General features: G+C 39.8%; 19 protein-coding genes, 1 rRNA gene and 1 riboswitch. Of the genes, 1 reads left to right on the top strand and 19 read right to left on the bottom strand.

Features of this window, described 5'->3' with window-relative positions; all coding sequences use genetic code 11:
* The 5 genes from pcrA to ACIQ1H_RS20035 form a co-directional block, all read right to left on the bottom strand.
* On the bottom strand, positions 1-2,253 hold the full coding sequence (gene pcrA / locus ACIQ1H_RS20055; protein WP_402891323.1) for a DNA helicase PcrA: 2,253 nt from the start codon (positions 2,251-2,253) through the stop codon (positions 1-3).
* A gap of 31 nt (positions 2,254-2,284) precedes the next feature.
* The gene (gene pcrB, locus ACIQ1H_RS20050) at positions 2,285-2,974 is read right to left on the bottom strand and encodes a heptaprenylglyceryl phosphate synthase (RefSeq protein ID WP_337980358.1); all 690 of its coding nucleotides are present in this window, start codon (positions 2,972-2,974) and stop codon (positions 2,285-2,287) included.
* Positions 2,975-3,083: 109 nt separating this feature from the next.
* Positions 3,084-3,404: a YerC/YecD family TrpR-related protein gene (locus ACIQ1H_RS20045; protein WP_004225717.1), complete on the bottom strand. Its 321-nt coding sequence runs from the start codon at positions 3,402-3,404 to the stop codon at positions 3,084-3,086.
* 16 nt (positions 3,405-3,420) lie between these two features.
* On the bottom strand, positions 3,421-4,473 hold the full coding sequence (locus ACIQ1H_RS20040; protein ID WP_402891320.1) for a DUF3048 domain-containing protein: 1,053 nt from the start codon (positions 4,471-4,473) through the stop codon (positions 3,421-3,423).
* An 86-nt stretch (positions 4,474-4,559) separates the two neighbouring features.
* Positions 4,560-6,281, bottom strand: a complete 1,722-nt coding sequence (locus tag ACIQ1H_RS20035; protein ID WP_402891318.1) for an adenine deaminase C-terminal domain-containing protein — start codon at positions 6,279-6,281, stop codon at positions 4,560-4,562.
* Between the two features lie 310 nt (positions 6,282-6,591).
* On the opposite strand from ACIQ1H_RS20035, the gene ACIQ1H_RS20030 reads away from it, so the two are divergent.
* Positions 6,592-7,053, top strand: coding sequence for a YgaP-like transmembrane domain (locus tag ACIQ1H_RS20030; RefSeq protein ID WP_173479649.1), 462 nt, complete (start codon positions 6,592-6,594; stop codon positions 7,051-7,053).
* A 92-nt stretch (positions 7,054-7,145) separates the two neighbouring features.
* Here the strand turns inward: ACIQ1H_RS20030 and purD are convergent, their stop codons facing one another.
* The 14 genes from purD to rrf form a co-directional block, all read right to left on the bottom strand.
* Positions 7,146-8,402 carry a phosphoribosylamine--glycine ligase gene (gene purD, locus ACIQ1H_RS20025; RefSeq protein WP_402891315.1) on the bottom strand — a complete coding sequence of 419 codons (1,257 nt, stop codon included), beginning with the start codon at positions 8,400-8,402 and terminating at the stop codon, positions 7,146-7,148.
* A gap of 228 nt (positions 8,403-8,630) precedes the next feature.
* Positions 8,631-10,157: a bifunctional phosphoribosylaminoimidazolecarboxamide formyltransferase/IMP cyclohydrolase gene (gene purH, locus ACIQ1H_RS20020; RefSeq protein ID WP_402891312.1), complete on the bottom strand. Its 1,527-nt coding sequence runs from the start codon at positions 10,155-10,157 to the stop codon at positions 8,631-8,633.
* Positions 10,158-10,340: 183 nt separating this feature from the next.
* Positions 10,341-10,910 carry a phosphoribosylglycinamide formyltransferase gene (gene purN / locus ACIQ1H_RS20015; RefSeq protein WP_402891310.1) on the bottom strand — a complete coding sequence of 190 codons (570 nt, stop codon included), beginning with the start codon at positions 10,908-10,910 and terminating at the stop codon, positions 10,341-10,343.
* Positions 10,910-11,965 carry a phosphoribosylformylglycinamidine cyclo-ligase gene (gene purM / locus ACIQ1H_RS20010; protein ID WP_402891307.1) on the bottom strand — a complete coding sequence of 352 codons (1,056 nt, stop codon included), beginning with the start codon at positions 11,963-11,965 and terminating at the stop codon, positions 10,910-10,912. The genes purN and purM overlap by 1 nt, the downstream gene beginning before the upstream one ends.
* A 183-nt stretch (positions 11,966-12,148) precedes the next feature.
* The gene (purF, locus tag ACIQ1H_RS20005) at positions 12,149-13,573 is read right to left on the bottom strand and encodes an amidophosphoribosyltransferase (RefSeq protein WP_173479654.1); all 1,425 of its coding nucleotides are present in this window, start codon (positions 13,571-13,573) and stop codon (positions 12,149-12,151) included.
* Entirely contained in the window at positions 13,549-15,783 is a 2,235-nt protein-coding gene (gene purL / locus ACIQ1H_RS20000; protein WP_402891302.1) for a phosphoribosylformylglycinamidine synthase subunit PurL, read from the bottom strand. Before purL ends, purF begins: the two co-directional genes overlap by 25 nt.
* Positions 15,770-16,453 carry a phosphoribosylformylglycinamidine synthase subunit PurQ gene (purQ, locus tag ACIQ1H_RS19995; protein WP_337980354.1) on the bottom strand — a complete coding sequence of 228 codons (684 nt, stop codon included), beginning with the start codon at positions 16,451-16,453 and terminating at the stop codon, positions 15,770-15,772. The genes purL and purQ overlap by 14 nt, the downstream gene beginning before the upstream one ends.
* Positions 16,454-16,455: 2 nt before the next feature.
* The gene (purS, locus tag ACIQ1H_RS19990; RefSeq protein ID WP_024364458.1) at positions 16,456-16,704 is read right to left on the bottom strand and encodes a phosphoribosylformylglycinamidine synthase subunit PurS; all 249 of its coding nucleotides are present in this window, start codon (positions 16,702-16,704) and stop codon (positions 16,456-16,458) included.
* Positions 16,705-16,706: 2 nt separating this feature from the next.
* Positions 16,707-17,417: a phosphoribosylaminoimidazolesuccinocarboxamide synthase gene (purC, locus tag ACIQ1H_RS19985; protein WP_402891299.1), complete on the bottom strand. Its 711-nt coding sequence runs from the start codon at positions 17,415-17,417 to the stop codon at positions 16,707-16,709.
* 127 nt (positions 17,418-17,544) lie between these two features.
* On the bottom strand, positions 17,545-18,840 hold the full coding sequence (gene purB / locus ACIQ1H_RS19980) for an adenylosuccinate lyase (protein ID WP_402891296.1): 1,296 nt from the start codon (positions 18,838-18,840) through the stop codon (positions 17,545-17,547).
* Between the two features lie 13 nt (positions 18,841-18,853).
* Positions 18,854-19,978, bottom strand: coding sequence for a 5-(carboxyamino)imidazole ribonucleotide synthase (purK, locus tag ACIQ1H_RS19975; RefSeq protein ID WP_402891294.1), 1,125 nt, complete (start codon positions 19,976-19,978; stop codon positions 18,854-18,856).
* Positions 19,975-20,463, bottom strand: a complete 489-nt coding sequence (gene purE, locus ACIQ1H_RS19970; RefSeq protein WP_173479660.1) for a 5-(carboxyamino)imidazole ribonucleotide mutase — start codon at positions 20,461-20,463, stop codon at positions 19,975-19,977. The genes purK and purE overlap by 4 nt, the downstream gene beginning before the upstream one ends.
* Positions 20,464-20,675: 212 nt before the next feature.
* A riboswitch (purine riboswitch) is annotated at positions 20,676-20,774 on the bottom strand.
* A 91-nt stretch (positions 20,775-20,865) separates the two neighbouring features.
* A complete protein-coding gene (locus ACIQ1H_RS19965; RefSeq protein ID WP_340822203.1) occupies positions 20,866-21,060 on the bottom strand; it encodes an NETI motif-containing protein in 195 nt (64 codons plus the stop codon).
* Between the two features lie 199 nt (positions 21,061-21,259).
* A 5S ribosomal RNA gene (gene rrf / locus ACIQ1H_RS19960) occupies positions 21,260-21,354 on the bottom strand; the annotation flags it as partial.

Below are 21,354 nucleotides of genomic sequence, written 5' to 3'. Positions count from 1 at the left end.
TTACGCTTTTTCAATAGGTGCAAACTGCGCTAGTAGTCGCTTAATACCAATTGGTTGTGGAAAAGCGATATCTAGCTCTGTACTATCACCCTCACCTTTTACGCTAACAACCATACCTGTTCCCCATTTTTTATGAACCGCTTTATCTCCAGCTTTCCAACCAAACTGGTCACCACCAGTTGCTTGCAGACGTGCTGTTGCTGGCTGTGTATGCTGTTGCGCGCCAAGTGTCCGTTTTTGATAACCACTTGCCGAACGATTACTTGAGCCAAATGGTACTTCAGGCTTTGGACCACCTTTTGAAATAGATTCTAAAATTTCCTCTGAAATTTCACGTAAGAAACGGGAAGCATTGTTAAAGCTTGAACGACCAAAGATCGTTCGAGATTGTGCACATGTTAAATATAACCGTTCCTCAGCCCGTGTGATGCCGACATATGCAAGGCGTCTTTCCTCTTCCATTTCATCATTATCATCAAGAGAACGAGAATGAGGGAAAATATTTTCTTCCATACCAATAATAAATACAACAGGGAACTCTAATCCTTTAGCGGCATGCATCGTCATTAAAATGATATTGCCTTTAGATGCATCTTCCTTATCAAGCGCATCAATATCTGCAATTAGCGCTAAATCAGTTAAGAAGGCAATTAAGCTCTTATCTTCACTACGTTCTTCAAATGATTTTGTCACAGATAAAAATTCTTCAATATTTTCTAAACGACTTTCCGCTTCAATGCTCTTTTCGTTTTGTAGCATTGCTCGATAGCCTGATTTCTCTATTACTTGCTCTACGATTTCCGTAACGGACAAGTAATTTTGCATTTCAGTAAAGCCTTTAATCATTGCATAAAAATGTTCTGCTGAAGCAGCAGCTTTCCCTGTTAATCCCATAAACACGAGATCATTCATCGCATCAAAAATAGAGCGATCCTGATCGATTGCATAGCGCGCCATTTTTTCAAATGAGGTCGCACCAATACTTCGCTTCGGTTCATTAATAATACGCGCAAGTGATAAATCATCATCATTGTTGGCAATGAGACGTAAATAAGCTAATAAATCTTTAATTTCTTTGCGGTCATAGAACTTTGTACCACCGACAATTTGATAAGCCATATTGGACTTAACTAACACTTCCTCCATTACACGAGACTGTGCATTCGTACGATACAAAATGGCAAAGTCATCGAATGAACGATTTTCTTTTTCCATCAGCTGTTGGATTGTTTGCACGACAAACTGAGCTTCTTCCTGCTCATTATAAGCCTTGTACAAAGCAATTTTTTCACCATGTGCATTTTCTGTGCGCAGCTCTTTTGGGTAACGGCTTGTGTTATGTTGAATGACGTCATTCGCAGCTTGAAGGATGCGTTTTGTTGAGCGGTAATTTTGCTCTAGCATAATAACCTTTGCATTTGGATAATCCTTTTCAAAAGACAGGATATTCCCAATATCCGCGCCGCGCCAACGATAAATGGATTGGTCTGAATCCCCCACTACGCAAATATTTTTGAATTTCTTCGCAAGTAATTGCACAAGTAAGTATTGGGATTTATTTGTATCTTGGTATTCATCAACGTGGATATATTGAAATTTATTTTGATAAAATTCAAGTACTTCTGGTACTCGCTTAAATAAAGTAATCGTCGTCATTATCAAATCATCAAAATCAAGTGATTGATTGCGTCGTAATCTTTTTTCATATCCTTTATAAACACGCGCTACCGTTTTTTCATAAGGATTATTTTCATTAATTTGCCCTGCATATTCATCTGCAGTTATACATTCGTTTTTCGCTGAGCTAATTGCGTTTAAGATTGCACGAGGTTCAAAACGCTTAGGGTCAATATTTTCGTCCTTCAAGACATTCTTTATGACGGAAAGTTGATCTGTAGAATCTAAAATCGTGAAGTTGCGCGAGATACCCAGCTGCTCAATATTGCGTCGTAAAATGCGTACACACATCGAGTGAAATGTTGATACCCACATGCTGTCGCCCGTTCCATTTCCGAGAATCCCATCTAGACGCTCGCGCATTTCACGAGCTGCTTTATTCGTGAACGTAATGGCTAAAATCTTCGATGGGTATACTTCTTTTTCTATGATTAAATACGCAATACGATGCGTTAATACTCTTGTTTTTCCCGAACCAGCACCTGCCATAATAAGTAATGGCCCTTCTGTTGTTTTCACTGCTTTTTCTTGTTCAGGGTTCATTCCTACTAATAAGTTTTTTGTTAAATGCTCCATTTCGCACCACCTTACAAACGTTTGTTCCTAATTATATCGCATTTTTAACTGCCTTAACAGTCGCAAGCGCAGCTTTTAAATCTTCATAAATAATATTTCCTACAACGACAGTATCAGCATACTGTGCCATTTCCGCCGCTTGCTTAGTAGAAGTAATGCCGCCACCATAAAATAGTTTCGTTTTTTGCAATTCATTTTTTACAGCACGTACCATTTCAATATCACCATATTGACCACTATATTCTAAATAAAATACAGGTAGCTTAAAGAAGTTTTCAGCCATACGTGCATAGGCAACCACATCATCCACTGATAAATCTGTTTTTGCTTGTGTTACTTCTGCAACTTTACAATTTGGATTTAAAATACAATACCCTTCAGCGACCAACTCATCCCACACCATAATATCTCCATATTCTTTGATTGCCTCATGGTGTAAATTTTTAATCCATTTCGGGTCATCACTATTTAATACTGTTGGAATGAAATAATAGTCATAGCCTGGCGTTACGGCATCAATCGTAGAGATTTCCAGCGCTATCGGCACTTCAAAACGGCGTACGCGGACAAGTAAATCTAATACGCCATCTAATGTTACTCCATCTGTTCCGCCTACTAAAATGACATCTGTTCCAGATTCACAAATTTTTTCTAATGCTTCATCTGATATTTCCTTTGCTGGATCTAATTTGAACACATGTCTCCACTGTAAATAATCCATCTATTTTACCACCTATCTTTTTCTATCTATCCGTTTACAAGTATAGCTTATGACTCTCTACAAAAGAATGAAAAAGACTGAGCAGAAACTCTACCCAGCCTCATACTTACTATTCTTTTGGCGCTTGAAATGGCTTTTCATCTGGATACAAACGACCTAACATTTCATCATATGTATCATTTCCATAATCAAAGCATCGACGTACACGAGAAATCGTTGCCGTACTTGCCCCTGTCTCCTTTTTAATGGATTCATAGGTTTTCTTTAAACGTAATAAATGTGCTACCTCAAATCGTTGTGCTAGCGATTGTATCTCACTAATCGTACATAAATCATCAAAAAATTTATAGCATTCTTCAATGTCCTTCAGTTCTAATACTGCTTTAAATAACTGATCTGTTTGATGCCCTCGAATTTTTTCGATTTGCATGCGGTTTTCCTCCCTCTTAAGGCTGCGTTTTCACCATTGCTTGTAACCCTGGTGAAGCTGGTACGAAATGAACCCATGACTTTCCTGGAACTAGCTTCACAAGTTCGCCAGTCTCTTCGACAGCCATTGGTAATCCATCGATATTAGCCCATTTTACTTCTCTTAAATAACCATTTTGAAATACATACGCATTTCCACCAGAGGTTAAATCAATATCTTGGCGGCCAACATCATCAATTGTTTGGTGCTTCATTTCAAAAAATAAAACATTTGCAACTGTTAATGCTTCACCTGTCAACATATCCTTTGTTTCTACGCCTGCCGATTGTCGTCCATAACGATTTGTTTGATGATCATATACATACGTGTTGTGGAAAGAATTACTATTCCCATAGTAAATGTCAACTTGACTTGTTTCAACGCCTATTTTACCACGTTCATCGGGTTCATAAAAAGCCTGATGTACTTTTTCACTGTAATTCATTGAAGCGCCTACTTTTTCAGCACCATTTAAAATATTTTCAGAAGTTATATAGGAGTTATGTGGCGCTACCCGATCATTAGAACGTTTAAATAGTGTGCCATCATAGTTCATACCATTAATATTATCAACGACATTATTGCTTAGCATCGTTTTAGCCTCTGGACTGTAGCCGTGTGCTACATAAAATGCACCAAAGCCTTTTGCCATATCAATAAAATATGAACGTGCACTTCGTACTGGTCCAATATTTTCTGGTAATTCGCTTTGATAGACTGCTAGTAAACGAGTGACATTTCCTTCTGCTAACATTTCGTAAATCATATCTGCCGCTGCCAATCCTGATTGAGGTCGAGCTGCAGGATGATTGTTTACAGTCACAATAATTGGTCGCTGTGTCACTTCTTCTGTAACAGCCTCTCCCGTTAATGGTGCCAAAATTGTCTCTTCCTTCACAGGCTCTTCAATAGCTGGTTCATCCTCTATTTTGGATATTTCTTCTTCTGGTTCAGAGGCATCTTTAGAACATCCGCCGATAAACAAGGCGCTAAATGCTAAGCCAACTAATAGTTTCTTTGATTTCAACACTTGCATTACTCTCCTTTAGTCAATACCGCCTTGATGTAAAAGTGTATGCTGTTGCTCTGGCGCTAATAAAAAATATGCTACTAAACCTAACGCATAACTGCAGGTAATAATAATTTATTCTTCATTACATCGAAAATTCCTTTCGGTGTAATTCGAATATATGGTAAATGCGTAGATTGTAAAAACAGTAAAGTATAAATGGCGTCTCCTAAACGATAGCCTCGTTCTGCTAATGCTTGCTTTAAGGCAAGTTCTTTTACTGTAAGCTCCTCCATATCTCCTTGATATAGAAGACCACCAATTGTAAGTGGAATGGATGCTACTACTTCTCCTTTTTCTACAAGGACAATACCTCCACCCAATGCCTTCATCTCTTCAAATGCTTTAAGCATATCGTCTTTATTTTTCCCGATAAGCAAAATATCTCCTGTGTTTGAATAGGACGATGCAAAGCCTTGAACATTTGTTGCAAATCCTTTAATCATCGTATTAACATGCCAGTTACCACTTCGGTTAATGAGCATTAAATAGCTTTCATCATGGCTTGCAAGCTGTCCTTCTCTAATGATTAACGAATTATAAGGTTTTGTAATAACGTCGTTTACTAATTCAATTCCAAAAGGCATTGAAAATTGGAAGTCGTGGGAAGTTAGTGAAAAATCCAATTTAAATGATGGAATTGCTTTATAATCAATTGCATTAAAGCGATGCACTCGTTCGCCATCACGTTTTAACCATACACCTTTTGACAGTACACTTTCTGGAACTGGATGCCATTCATCTTGTAAAATATTTAGAGAGGCAAAGCGACCAGTCGCAATAAAGCCATGTAAGTTTGACATATTGTAATAACGCGCTACATTATATGATGCCATTTGGTAGGCATCGATTGGTGCTACGCCTGCATCTAAAGCGACTTGAATACATTTATCCATTACGCCATCTTGATGGAATGAAGGTGTTGAGCCATCCGTTGTCATCATTAAATGGTCGAAAATAGGTAGTTGTTTTTCTACGATTCCTTTTAATAGATTCGGTAAATCAGGACGAATCGAAGAATGACGAAGCGTTACTGCAAATCCTTGCATAATCCGTCTTTCTACTTCTTCCACTGTCATCGCTTCATGGTCGCCATCTGCACCAAGTAATTTCATACGCGCTAAAGTGCGTTCGGAAGCACCAGGGAAGTGGCCTTCAATTTTTTTGCCATGCGCCTTAGCCATTTGCATGCGATATAGCATTAAATCATCACCATGCAATAATTTAGGCCAACCAGTTAGCTCGCCACCTAACAGTACATCATCCCGTTGTAACCATTCTAAAATAGACGTATTTGAAAAAATCTCTTCTTCCTGTTCCATTTCAGTCTGTGAGTCAAAACGCGTCCACCAATAAAAAGAGAACGGTAATTTCTTTAGTTCATCTAATATTGAAAACGCTTTCTTGTTCTCTAAAGATAATACAAAACTTAAATTATCAGAGATAAAAGTGGTCGTACCTAGTTGCCCACAAAAATCAGCAAAGGACTGTGGATGGTACAACTGGAACGGATGAACATGAGGTTCAATATAACCTGGAACAATCGTTTTATGTGTACAATCAATAATTTCTGTGCCTTCGGTTAATGGAGGCATTCTTTCCCCCGCATAAATAATACGGTCTCCTGAAATCCATATATTACCTATCACCCATTGCTTTAACATGCTATGTAAATAACGCGCATTTTTCAAGACAATATTAGGCGATTTTTTGCCATCTATAACAGCTATATGTTGACGCAATTGCGAAATTCTCCATGTCGGATCCATGTATATCGCTCCTTCCTAATTTGCGTAAAATTTCATTGTGTAATTCCTACTTGAATTCACATACTACTATTGCATAAACGCTTATTTGATTTCATTGCGTCTTTTGCGTGATGATTCGCATTTTGAATAGGACTCTTAATTGACGCCTTTCAAAATCCGTGCCTTATATCCTCTTTTATTTTATCTACTAAAAGAGGATAAAATAATGCTGCTTTATGCAATCATCTTGTTTCAATCGTAACACAGCACTTTCATAAAGCAAAGTGCACCCCGCTTTATTTTTTCCACTATGACTAAAGGAGGAAATTATATGATGCAACAAGCTAATCTAAGTGATAAAAATGCCTTTTGCCGCTTTGCCCTTGGGACAAGTATGACGGCATTCGGTATCGCTAAGGTATCTAGAAATCCTAGCTGTATGAAAGGACGACTTATGATTGCATTAGGTGCCATGAAAATGGCTGAAGGTATTTTTAAGTATTGTCCTTCAAAGGCAATGTTGAGCACAAATGTGGAAAGTGCCATGAACACCTCTATGCAAAGTATGTTCAGTGGACAAAATTCTATGTCTTCCGGACAGAATTCTATGTCTTCTGAGCAAAATCCTATGTCTTCTGAACAAATCAATAAGCTAATGAAGGATTTCTCCTCTGCTATTACTGGAAATGCGTCAGATATGACAGCAAGTTTTAATGCTTCTGACACCAGCACATCAACACAAAATTCCTCGGACAGTAAAAATTCTACAAATAAAGCACAAAATCCTTCTTAGTCAAAGAAGCCGTCTCAATCCACATGAGACGGCTCCTTACTTTTTTAGAGAAACGATATGTCTATGAAAAATAATTACTTCAGGTAAAACTGTTATTTAAATGTACGCCAGCCGATATCTTTACGGTAGAAGAAGTTATCCCATTCAGCTGTTGCGATACCAGCATAAACCTTTTCTTGTGCTTCTTGTAATGTCGATGCTTTGGCAGCGACTAGTAAAACTCGTCCGCCATTCCCTACAAACTTTTCATCTACTAGCTTCGTACCTGCATGGTAGACTGCATGTGAAGCAGATAATGCTTCTAAGTTCGGTAAAGCATTTCCTTTTACTACATCACCAGGATAGCCTTCAGCAGCAATAACAACACCTAGCATAGCGTCGTTTGACCATTGCAAATCAAATGGTTTTTCATCCATTAATGCGCTCATAAATGCACCGAAGTCAGATTGCATACGTGGTAATACGACCTGTGTTTCTGGGTCACCAAAACGAGCATTGAACTCAATTACTTTAGGTCCGCTCTTCGTTAAAATAAGACCTGCATATAAAATACCCGTAAATGATACCCCATCTGCTTCCATCCCTTTAATAGTAGGTTCAACGACTGTTTGATATGCTACATCAACTACATCCTGTGAAATTTGTGGTACAGGTGAATACGCACCCATTCCCCCTGTATTTGGTCCTTTATCGCCGTCATATGCACGTTTATGATCTTGGGCAATAACCATTGGATAAATTTGACCTTTATGGACAAAGGACATAAAGGAGAACTCTTCACCATCAAGGAATTCTTCAATGACAACACGAGATGAAGACTCACCGAAACGTTGATTACCGATCATATCTTGCACTGCTTCAATCGCTTCTGCTTCAGTCATCGCTACAACAACACCTTTACCAGCTGCTAAGCCATCTGCTTTTACAACGATGGGTGCTCCCTGAGCTTGAATATAGTGAATTGCTTCTGCTGCTTCTGTGAACGTTGCATGTGCTGCTGTTGGGATATTATATTTATTCATAATATCTTTTGCATATGATTTGCTACTTTCAATTTGCGCAGCTGCCTTTGTCGGACCAAATGCTCGTAGACCACGTTGAGTAAAGAAATCTACGATACCTTCTGCCAGTGGTTGCTCTGGACCAACAAATGTTAAATCTATTGCATTTTCTTTTGCAAATTGTGCAAGACCTGCAAAGTCCATTGTATCAATTGCTACAACCTCTACATCTTGTCGCATACCGTCGTTGCCTGGTGCAACGAATACTTTTTCGACGGACGGAGAAATGCTAAATTGTTTGGCAATTGCATGCTCACGACCGCCACTTCCTATAACTAATACGTTCATAATTAGTAAATCCTCCTCTTTAAGAGTAAAGGCTGTCTTATATGTCACTCTATCATCTTTCTAGCAAAGCCCACTTCGCTTTTCACTGCATAGCACTTGCCAATAGCTGTTTAATCGACTTTTACGTGGATATGAAAAATAGCATACTAGAAACACGTCCAGTATACTATTTTCCCTATTAGGACAGACCTTTTTTCTTTTGATTTGTTTATAATTGCAAATTCAATATTAATGCTTGAAGTGACGTACGCCTGTAAATACCATTGCAATTCCGTATTCATTTGCTTTATCGATCGAATCTTGGTCTTTAATAGAGCCACCTGGTTGAATTATTGCAGTAATACCTGCCGCGTGCGCAGCTTCTACAGTATCACTCATAGGGAAGAATGCATCCGATGCTAGAGATGCACCTTTTGCCTTATCACCCGCTTGCTCAAAGGCGATTTTCGCCGCACCTACGCGGTTCATTTGGCCAGCACCAACACCTAATGTCATGTGCGAATCCGTTACAACAATTGCATTGGATTTCACATGTTTCACTACAGACCATCCAAGCTGTAATGCTTCCCATTCTTCCTCAGTCGGTTCTCTGTCTGTCACTACTTTAATGTCAGCGTCTGCAAAGCCGTAGCTGTCTGGCTCTTGTACTAGTAAACCACCTTCAACAGAGACAACGTTAAATTGGTCTTTTTTAGCTAGCTCAAATGGAATTGTTAATAAACGAATGTTTTTCTTCTGTGTTAAAATGGCTAATGCTTCTTGAGAGAAAGCAGGTGCAATAATAATTTCTAAGAAAATATGACTTAGCTTTTCTGCTGTTGCCGCATCTACTTCCATATTTAATGCAATAATGCCACCAAAAATAGACGTAGAATCTGCTGCATATGCTTTGTCAAAAGCTTCTTCTAGTGTTACACCTGTACCAACACCACAAGGATTCATATGTTTCACCGCAACAGCTGCAGGCATTTCGAACTCTTTTACGATTTGAAGTGCTGCGTTCCCATCTTGGATGTTATTATATGATAATTCTTTCCCATGTAATTGCGTTGCGTACGCTAAAGAGAAATCAGAACCGAGACGTTTTTGATAAAATGCTGCTTTTTGATGAGGATTTTCGCCATAACGTAAATTTTGTTTTAACTCGTAAGTAAGCGTTAAGCTTTCAGGGAATGCTTCTTCAGTTAAATGATTCGAAATATACGAATCATAAGCTGCCGTGTGACGGAAAACTTTTGCCGCTAACTTACGACGTGTTTCAATCGTTGTCGCACCAGTTGCTTTCAGTTCTTCTAATACAGTTGCATAGTCATTGCTATCTACAATAACTGTTACGTATTGATGGTTTTTAGCAGCAGAACGTAGCATAGTCGGTCCACCAATATCAATATTTTCGATGGCATCATCCCATGTTACATTAGGCTTTGAAATTGTTTCAACGAACGGATAAAGATTAACACACACAATTTCAATTGGTTCAATGCCGTGCTCGTTCATTTGTGCTTGATGTGAAGCATCATCAAATTTCCCTAATAGTCCACCGTGAATCATCGGATTTAACGTTTTTACACGACCATCTAAAATTTCTGGGAATTTTGTTACTTCATCCACTGCTGTTACTGCGACATCATTGTCCTGTAACATTTTTTTTGTACCACCAGTTGATAAAATTTCATAACCTAATGCCACTAATTCTTTTGCAAATTCTAAAATACCATCTTTATTGGAAACACTGATTAATGCACGTTTTGTCACAACGAAATCCTCCTAATTTGTCTCGTGTTTAGCCACGAAAATATCTAGCCAACTTGATTTAGCGGAGTTAGGTGCAAATTGAATGACTCGTTCTACTTGAGCGGAGTTCATCATGATTGGAACGAATCTTACGAGAGTCATTCGCGTTCCCGTTCAATAAGCCAGACCTAACTACCTACCAATCTACTTTAATAATTGCTGTAATGCCTTTGTATATAGTACATGCTCTTCTTTATGAATAGCCGTTTCTGTTGCCTCGCGATTGCCTTCGATCACAGCAACAGCAGCTTGCGCAATAATAGGCCCTGTATCCATGCCTTCATCCACAAAATGCACCGTCACACCCGTCACCTTAACACCATGCTCGATTGCTTGACCAATCGCATCTTTTCCTGGGAAGGATGGTAAAAGTGAAGGGTGAATATTAACAATACGCTGTGGATATGCCGCCAACAACACTTCACTAATTAAACGCATATACCCTGCAAGTACAATCCACTGCACTCCACATTCACGTAAAGCTTCAATAATAGCAGTCTCGTACTCTACTTTCGATGCAAATTGTTTCGGACTTAAAGCCAATACTGGGATACCAAATTGTTGAGCACGTGTCACAACAAATGCAGCGGGCTTATCTGTTACAACGAGCTCAACTTTTGCATGTAGTTCTCCACGTTCAATCGCTTCTTGTATAGCTTGAAAATTACTGCCGCTCCCTGATGCAAATACGGCAATTTTAACTGGTGCAGTCATTACACTAAGCTCCCATCATGTGAGCCGTTAAATACAACACCCTCGCCTTTCACAACGCGACCGATTTTGTATGCTTTTTCACCATTCGCTTCTGCTGTAGCAATTACTTTATCTGCTTCTGCTGCTGGTACAGCTAACACGAAACCAATACCCATATTGAAGACATTGTATAAATCCTTGTCTTCAAGCTGACCTTTTTCCTTTAAAAATTCGAAAATGCGAAGAACTGGCCAAGAGCCTAAGTCAATTTCTGTTGCTAAGCCTTCTGGCATCATACGTGGTAGGTTTTCATAGAAGCCGCCACCTGTTACATGTGCGCAGCCATGAACATCAGCTGCTTTTAATGCTGCAAGCACTGGTTTTGCATATAGCTTAGTTGGTACTAGAAGTGCTTCACCGATTGGACCTAAATCTTCAAAGCCATCAACAACTGCGTCTACTGCATAGCCGTTGTCTGCAAATACGATTTTACGTACTAATGAATAGCCGTTTGAATGGACACCACTTGACGCTAAACCAACAAGCACGTCACCTTCGACAATATTGTCACCAGTTACAATGGCTGATTTTTCACAAGCGCCTACAGCGAATCCTGCTAAATCGTATTCATCTTCTTCATAAAGACCAGGCATTTCAGCTGTCTCACCACCGATTAAGGCAGCACCAGATTGCACACAGCCATCTGCAACACCTTTTACGATTTGTTCGATTTTTGCTGGCTCTGCTTTACCAAGTGCCACATAATCTAAAAAGTAAAGTGGTTCTGCACCTTGCGCTACGATATCATTTACACACATAGCAACACAGTCCACGCCAATTGTATCGTGCTTGTCTACCATAAATGCTAATTTTAATTTTGTGCCAACACCATCTGTACCTGAAATAAGAACAGGTTCTTTAAGATTTAGTTCTGACAAGTCAAACATACCACCAAAGCCACCAAACGTACCCATCACACCTAGTCGATTCGTCCGTTCAACGTGAGACTTCATTCGTTTTACAGCTTCGTAGCCTGCTTCAATATTTACACCTGCTTGTTCATATGCCTTTGACATGCAGAGATCCTCCTTTAAATTATATACGCAGCAATCCATTACTTTTAATAGTAGAGGATATGTGCCTGTTCAACATCCAGCAAGGAATAGCAATCCTTCCTCCATGTCATTCCATTCTTAGCGGATACCCACCGACTAACTATCTATGGGCAGTCCGACAAGATTTCATTGATGAACATACACTTAGCGTAAAAGTTCTTTTTCGTGCGGTAAGATTGTATCTGGGAAAATTTCAGTCGGGTATTTGCTTGTAAAGCATGCTAGGCAAAGACCTTTATTTTCGTCCTCAAATGGACGTGCGATTGTTTCCACCATACCTTCAACTGAAAGGAATGTTAGTGAATCAGCACCAATCGCATCTCGTATTTCATCCACATTATGGCTTGAAGCAATTAACTCTTCATGTGTCGAAGTATCAATACCGTAATAACAAGGGTCAGTCATTGGTGGAGAAGAAATTACTACATGTACCTCAGCTGCACCTGCATCTTTTAGCATTTTGACAATACGACGTGATGTTGTACCACGAACAATCGAGTCATCCACCATCACCACACGTTTTCCTTTCACAACTTGAACTACAGGCGAAAGCTTCATTTTCACTCCGCGTTCACGTAATTCTTGCGTCGGTTGAATAAACGTACGGCCAACATAACGGTTTTTAATTAACCCTAACTCATACGGGATACCACTTTCTTCAGCAAAGCCAATAGCCGCAGAAATACTTGAATCAGGTACACCTGTTACGACATCCGCTTCAATATGTGCACATTCACGTGCAAGTTGTTTCCCCATACGTTTACGTGCCATATGCACATTAATGCCATCAATATCAGAATCAGGACGCGCTAAGTATACATATTCCATCGCACACATTGCGCGATTTTCCATATTAGCAAAACGGTCTGATTTTACACCTTCATCGTTTATGATTAATAATTCCCCTGGTTCCACAGAACGAACAAACTCTGCCCCTATTAAATCAAACGCACAAGTTTCAGAAGCAACAACCCATCCATCTCCTAGTTTGCCAAGAGATAATGGACGTAAACCATGTGGATCACGCGCAACAAGCATTTCATCTTTTGTCATAATTAAGAACGAATACGCACCCTTTAGTAATGAAAGGGCATTTTTCACCTTTGCTCTGAAAGGTGAATGCGAGCTTTTCTTAATAAGATGCGCTAACACTTCTGTATCTGAGCTTGAGTGAAAAATACTTCCTTGTCGCTCTAAATACTGCTTTAAGTGTGTCGCATTGACTAAGTTACCGTTATGAGCAATGGAAAGGCTACCTGTTGATGAATGAAATAGTAATGGCTGTACATTTTCAATACCGCCACCACCAGCAGTCGTATAACGAACATGCGCAATTGCGGCTTTGCCGTCCACTGCTTTTAATTTCTCTTCATTGAAAACATCATTTACTAATCCTTCGCCTTTCACCGCGCGAAGGTGAAGACCGTCAGAAACGACGATACCCGCACCTTCTTGTCCACGGTGTTGAAGAGCATGAAGCCCGTAATAACTAAGGTGTGCTGGACTTGGGTTGCCCCAAATACCAAACACCCCACATTCTTCGTTTAAGCCTCTGAGTTCAGCAAGCATGGGATTGCTCCTTTCCAATTAGAACGGAATTCCTCCACTGTACCTTCTACAAGCACACCGTTGTCCCCGTTGATTTTAACAAGCGCATCGTTCGTTACGACACCGATTTTTAGTGCACCTTCTACTGTTTCTACAAATGCAGCAGCATTTTCTTCTTTCACTGTTACAACAAAACGGGACTGTGTTTCACTGAATAGAGCCGTTGTTGCAGAACCTGTTAACGTTACATCAATACCAAGACCTTGCGCTCCAAATGTAGTTTCTGCAAGTGCTACGGCAAGTCCACCCTCCGCTACGTCATGCGCAGATTGTACAAGTCCCGCTTTAATCGCTTTCAGCAATGCTTGTTGACGGGCTGCCTCCACCTCTAAGTCGATAGCTGGTGCTTTTCCTGAAATGACACCGTTATTTACTAGCTTTTGAAGCTCAGAGCCACCGAATTCCGTTTTTGTTTCACCAATAACGAATACGACATCGCCTGCCACTTTTACATCTTGTGTTGTTACATGTGCTAAATCTTCAATTAGACCTACCATACCAATTGTTGGTGTTGGGTAAACCGCTTCTCCTGAGCGTTCGTTATAAAGAGATACGTTCCCACCGATTACTGGTGCATTTAATGCTGTACAAGCAGCAGAAATACCATCAGCAGATTTTTCGATTTGCCAGAAAATCTCTGGCTTTTCTGGATTACCGAAGTTTAAGCAGTCAGTAATGGCAAGTGGGGTACCACCCGTTGCTACAATGTTACGAGCCGCCTCAGCTACTGCAATGGCACCGCCCACTTCAGGATCAAGATAAATGTAGCGAGAGTTACAGTCTGTAGTCATTGCAAGGCCTTTGTTTGTACCACGCACACGGATAACTGCAGCATCTGATCCAGGTGCTACAACTGTTGATGTACGTACTTGATAATCATATTGATCATAAACCCATTCTTTTGAAGCAATTGTCGGTGCTTTTAAAAGTGCGTTTAACGTTTCTTTGTAATCTGTTACTACTGGTTCTGTGTTAGCCATTCCTTGGAATTGTGCATAATATGCAGGCTCAGCAGATGGTTTATGGTAAACTGGTGCATCTTCTGCAAGTGCATCCGCTGGTACATTTGCTACAACTTCACCGTTGTGAAGTAATCGAAGCATTTTATCGTCTGTAACGACACCAATAGCGACTGCATCTAAATCATATTTATCGAAAATCGCTTTAATTTCATCTTCGCGACCTTTTTTCACAACTAATAACATACGCTCTTGAGACTCGGATAGCATCATCTCGTAAGCAGTCATACCTGTTTCACGTTGCGGTACTAAATCTAGGTTCATTTCTACACCAGAGCCAGCTTTAGAAGCCATCTCTGCTGAAGAAGAAGTAAGACCTGCAGCACCCATATCTTGAATACCAACTAGCGCATCAGACTTAACAACTTCTAAGCAAGCTTCAAGTAGTAGTTTTTCCATAAATGGGTCCCCTACTTGCACAGCTGGACGTTGGTTTTCTGATTCCTCAGTTAATTCTTCAGATGCAAATGTCGCACCATGAATTCCATCACGACCAGTTTTTGCACCTACGTACATCACTGTATTTCCTACACCTGCAGCAATACCGCGTTGAATATCTTTGTGGTCTATTAAACCAACACACATTGCGTTCACTAGTGGGTTTCCTTCGTAGCATGGGTCGAATTGAATTTCGCCCCCAACAGTTGGAATCCCGATACAGTTACCATATCCAGCAATACCAGCAACAACTTCTTCAAATAAGTACTTACCACGTGCTGATTTCAACTCACCAAAGCGTAGTGAATTCAGCATAGCAATTGGTCGTGCACCCATTGAGAAAACGTCACGAATAATGCCGCCTACACCTGTTGCTGCACCTTGATAAGGTTCAATTGCTGAAGGGTGGTTATGTGACTCCATTTTAAATACAACTGCTTGCTCATCACCAATATCGACAATACCTGCTCCTTCACCAGGACCTTGTAATACTTGAGGTCCTTTTGTAGGGAATTTACGTAAAACTGGTTTTGAATTTTTGTATGAGCAGTGTTCAGACCACATTACTGAGAAAAGACCAGTCTCTGTCCAGTTTGGTAAACGGCCTAAAATACCTTCTACCATTGCAAATTCTTCGTCTGACATCCCCATTCCAGCGTATAGCTTTTCATCTTTAATTTGCTGTGCTGTTGGCTCAAACTTAGTTGTTGACATGATTTTCCCTCCACTGCTTCACAATTGATTTAAATACTGCTAGACCGTCTGCTCCGCCCACTAGTGTATCGACAGCTCTTTCTGGGTGAGGCATCATTCCTAATACATTGCCGCGCTCGTTAATAATCCCTGCGATATCTTCTAAAGAACCGTTTGGATTTTCTCCTGAGTATGTGAACACGATTTGATTGTTATCTTTTAGTTTTTGTAATGTTTCCTCATCACAGTAGTAGTTGCCTTCACCGTGTGCGATTGGAATATTAATTACTTGACCTTGCTCATATTGATTTGTGAATAATGTATTGTTGTTTTCAACTTTCAGCTGTATAGTACGACACATGAATTTCAGATTTTTATTGCGAAGTAAAGCACCTGGCAATAATCCTGCCTCAGTAAGAATTTGGAACCCGTTACAAACGCCTAATACAGGCTTACCAGCATCTGCTGCTTTTTTAACTTCAACCATAATGTTTGATTGGTTTGCCATAGCGCCACAACGTAAGTAGTCGCCGTAAGAGAAACCTCCAGGTACTAAAATACCGTCAAAGCCACTTAAATCTGATTCTGTGTGCCATACATATTCTACTTCTTCACCTAGTTCGTCTTTAATCGCATGATACATATCGATGTCACAGTTTGACCCAGGGAATACGAGTACTGCGAATTTCATGATTAGTTAGCCTCCTCGACTTCGTAACGGTAGTCCTCAATTACTACATTCGTTAAAACTTTTTCACACATTTCTTTAACTAGAGTATCTATATCACGCGCTGAATCTCCGACAGTTAGTTCAAGATATTTACCGATACGTAAATCTTCTACTTCACCATAGCCCATTTTTGCTAAAGAACCTTGTACAGCTGAACCTTGTGGATCTAGAATACTCTCACGTAATGTTACGTAAATTTTAACTTTTTTCATTGTTATTTGCCTCCGAGTCTAGAAAGAATAATAGTATATACTTCAGTTAAATTACCAAGGTCTCGACGAAAGACATCTTTGTCCAACTTTTGCTTTGTTTTTGTATCCCAAAGTCTGCACGTATCTGGTGAGATTTCATCTGCCAGTAGAACATCTCCGTTTGTATCACGGCCAAATTCCAGTTTGAAGTCAATTAGCGTGACATCTACATCAGCGAAAATCGGTTGCAGTACTTTATTAACGGCTAATGCACCATCATACATTGCTGTTACTTCATCTGCTGTCGCTAAGTCAAGTACATCAATATGCTCCGTTGTAATAATTGGATCGCCTAACGCATCATCTTTATAATAAAATTCAACGATTGGGCGCTTTAATGGTGTGCCTTCTTCAAAGCCAAGACGTTTTGCTAAGCTACCTGCCGCAATATTACGTACGACAACCTCAATTGGAATAATATCAACCTTTTTCACTAGTTGTTCCGTAGCAGACAATTGTTTTACGAAATGTGACGCAATTCCGTTAGCTTTTAATTTTTCGAAAATTAAGGAAGTAATGCGGTTATTTAACACGCCTTTGCCTTCAATCTCTTCTTTTTTTTCACCATTAAATGCAGTTGCACTATCCTTGTATTCTACTAAGAGAATAGTAGGCTCTTCTGTTGCATATAATTTTTTGGCTTTACCTTCATACAAAAGTTGGTCATTCGTCATTTCGTCATTCCCCCAGATTATTATGAAATACGCCTCGACGTATTGATGTTATGGATTTTGAATCTACAATAAGATTCAAAATCCGTAACATCCGTCGTGGCACTAACTGTCTATCAATTCAATACGGTTAGTTAAGTCCAAGACGTTCAAAAATCATGTCTACATGCTGTAAATGGTAGTTGTAATCGAAACACTCATCAAGCTCTTCCTTCGTTAAGTATGAAGTGATTTTTTCACTTGCATCAACTAACGTACGGAATTGTACTTGCTCGTCCCACGCCTGCATCGCTAATGGCTGAACTGTATCATACGCTTCTTCACGTACTAATCCTTTATCGATTAGTGCTAATAAAATGCGTTGGGAGTAAATCAGACCAAATGTACGACCCATATTACGTTTCATGTTTTCAGGGAATACTGTTAAATTTTTCACGATGTTACCGAAGCGATTTAGCATATAGTTCAATGTAATTGTCGCATCTGGTAAAATAACGCGCTCAGCAGATGAATGTGAAATATCACGCTCATGCCATAATGCTACGTTTTCATAAGCTGTCACCATGTAACCACGCATTAAACGTGACATACCAACCATATTCTCAGAGCCGATTGGATTACGTTTATGCGGCATAGCAGATGAACCCTTTTGGCCTTTTGCAAAAGCTTCTTCTACTTCTCTCGTTTCAGATTTTTGCAAACCACGTATTTCCGTTGCGAACTTTTCGATAGATGTTGCAATTAATGCAAGAGCACCTAAATACTGTGCATGTCGATCACGCTGTAATGTTTGCGTAGAAATTGGCGATGCAGCAAGCCCTAATTTGTCACAAACATATTGTTCAACACGTGGATCAATATTTGCATATGTGCCAACAGCGCCAGACATCTTACCTGTTTCAATCACAGCTGCAGCAGCATCAAAGCGTTCTAGGTTACGCTTCATCTCTTCGTACCATAAACCTAATTTTAAACCGAATGTTGTTGGTTCAGCGTGCACGCCATGTGTACGGCCCATCATAACGGTATGCTTATGCTCTTTTGCTTTTGCGGCAATAATATCAATAAAATTCACAATATCTTTTCTTAAAATAGTATTTGCTTGTTTAATTATATAAGAAAGGGCTGTGTCCACAACGTCTGTTGAAGTTAAACCGTAGTGTACCCATTTACGTTCCTCGCCTAGTGTTTCAGATACAGCACGTGTAAAGGCAACTACATCGTGACGTGTCTCTTTCTCAATTTCTAAAATACGATTTACATCAAATGAAGCATTTTCGCGAATTTTAGCCACATCATCTTTTGGAATATCGCCAATCTCTGCCCAAGCCTCACATGCTAAAATTTCAACCTCTAGCCAAGCTTGGTATTTATTTTGTTCTGTCCAAATTGCACCCATCTCAGGTCTTGTGTAACGTTCAATCATCGCTTATCTCCTTCTATTCTGACCAAATGCCAGAACTCTCGATTTGTTGTAGTGTTGCTTCTAAGTCTTTTGTCATAATCGTTACGTGGCCCATTTTACGGTTCACCTTAGCTTCAGCTTTCCCATAAAGATGTAATGACCATTCAGGATATTTTGCAATTGAGTTACTAAGTGGCATAACATGCTGCCCTAATACATTCACCATTATAGATGACTCCCAAAGTTGTGGTTTACGCAGTGGCCAACCACAAATAGCACGGATATGCTGATGGAATTGTGATATATTACATGCCTCTATCGAATAGTGACCAGAATTATGAGGTCTCGGTGCTAGTTCATTAATAATAATGTCGCCATTTTCTAAAACAAACATTTCCACTGCCAACGTTCCTACTAGATTTAAGTAATCAGCTATTTTAATAGCCTCTTGTTCAGCAGCCTGTGCTGTCACCTCTTGGATACGAGCGGGTACAATTGTTTCATGTAAAATATGATGAACATGAATGTTTTCACCAACTGGCTGACAATATAATTCGCCATCACCGTTTCGTTGTACAATAACTGATACTTCTTTAACAAAAGGTACAAAACCTTCAGCAATACATTGAGAATGAGTAAAAAGCTCTTTTGCCAATGGTAAATCTGCTGCTGAATTGAGAAGTTGCTGCCCTTTGCCATCATAGCCACCTCTTGCAGTTTTTACGATACATGGGTAGTTGATTTGATCAATACTAGCTACTAACTCCTCATATGTATTTGCTACAATATAAGGAGCTACTGGACAGCCAGCTTTCACAATTGCTGCCTTCTCAGTCACACGGTCTTGTGTAATGCGTACTAATTCTGCTCCTTGTGGTACATAAGCCATTTGAGTTAAACGTTTTAAGCCTTCGTAATCGATATTTTCAAACTCATACGTAATAACGTCACTGACTTCGGCAAGTTCCTCGAGTGCGGCCTCATCATCATAAGGTGCCACAATACGAACATCTGCAACCTGTCCACATGGTGAATCCATTGTCGGTTCAAGAACAGCTATTTTAAAGCCTGCTTCCTTAGCTGCGAGAGCCATCATACGGCCAAGCTGTCCTCCTCCGATAATTCCTATCGTTTGTCCAGGATAAATAATTTTCGTCACACTAAGTCACCTGTGCTTTCCAATACTTGTTGCTTCGTCGCCTCGCGTCTAGCATCTAGTTTATTAGCAAGCTCTACGTCTGTTGTCGACAAAATTTGCGCTGCAAGTAAGCCTGCATTTGTCGCACCAGCTTTTCCAATTGCCACGGTTGCTACAGGTACTCCACCTGGCATTTGTACAATTGATAAAAGTGAATCAAGTCCATTAAGTGCACGAGATTGTACAGGCACTCCAATGACAGGTAATGTTGTTTTAGCTGCTACCATACCTGGTAAATGCGCCGCACCACCAGCACCTGCAATAATCACATGAATACCTCGCTCACGTGCTGCCTCTGCGTACTCAAACATTAAATCAGGAGTACGATGTGCAGATACTACTTTTTTCTCGTACGGTACTTGTAATTCATCTAAAATATCACACGCATGTTTCATAGTTTCCCAGTCACTTGAACTACCCATAATGACACCGATTTTCGGATTCATGAATTGTCGCTCCTTTTAAACGATAGAAAAATGATCGATTATTGTGCAAGCCTCTATTATTCAATAGTCACTGCATTTCTTTACTTTTTGAACAAAGAAAATCCTCAAATAAGCTACTCTCCACACTACACGTGAAAGCAGCTTACTTGAGGACTTATTATGAAAAGAATATGCAGATTTAGACATCTGTACACACACCTTCCCGTAACATGCCAAAAGTTGCTTTCCCGCATAGTCCAGCATTTACGGTGCCGGGTAGAGACACTAGAGCCAATTCTCTAGCATATATGGGGATTTAATTGTTTTCCTTATCACATTTTAACAATTGCACACACTGGCGTCAATGCTAAAATGCGAACAATTTATTTTTGGTATTAAATATTGTTCGGTTTTAAGTCGTGTTTATTCAGAATCTTGACACAACATCGCTTTAAATTGTATTTTTTGACGTAAATACGTAGGTTCACCATTCACCAGATGAAAGATAGGTTCCTCTTTCCGTCCCATCGCTATATACCCATCCTGACGCATTCTTTCTAAACATTGATCAATTGTTTCATTTTCCTCTACTTCATACCAAATTTGCTTTTTTCCCAAACTGTTCTTCCTTCCGCTTGCTCATGTTTTTTAGTCTGCCTTACTTGTACTTCATTATACCCGATATACCACTGCAAGAATGCACGAAATTGTAACAATTAATACTGCCGTAATAAAACGAAAGATAGGTAAACATCTACGAAAGTACAAAAAATGAAAAACAAAAAAGCCAAGGAATATATCCTTGACTTTTTCTATTGCCTAGCGACGTCCTACTCTCACAGGGGGAAGCCCCCAACTACCATCGGCGCTAAAGAGCTTAACTTCCGTGTTCGGTATGGGAACGGGTGTGAC

The organism is Lysinibacillus sp. NPDC097279, from assembly GCF_044761745.1.
GTDB lineage: Bacteria > Bacillota > Bacilli > Bacillales_A > Planococcaceae > Lysinibacillus.
Note: the sequence above shows the minus strand (reverse complement) of the source record. Positions and strands in the feature narration are given on the sequence as shown.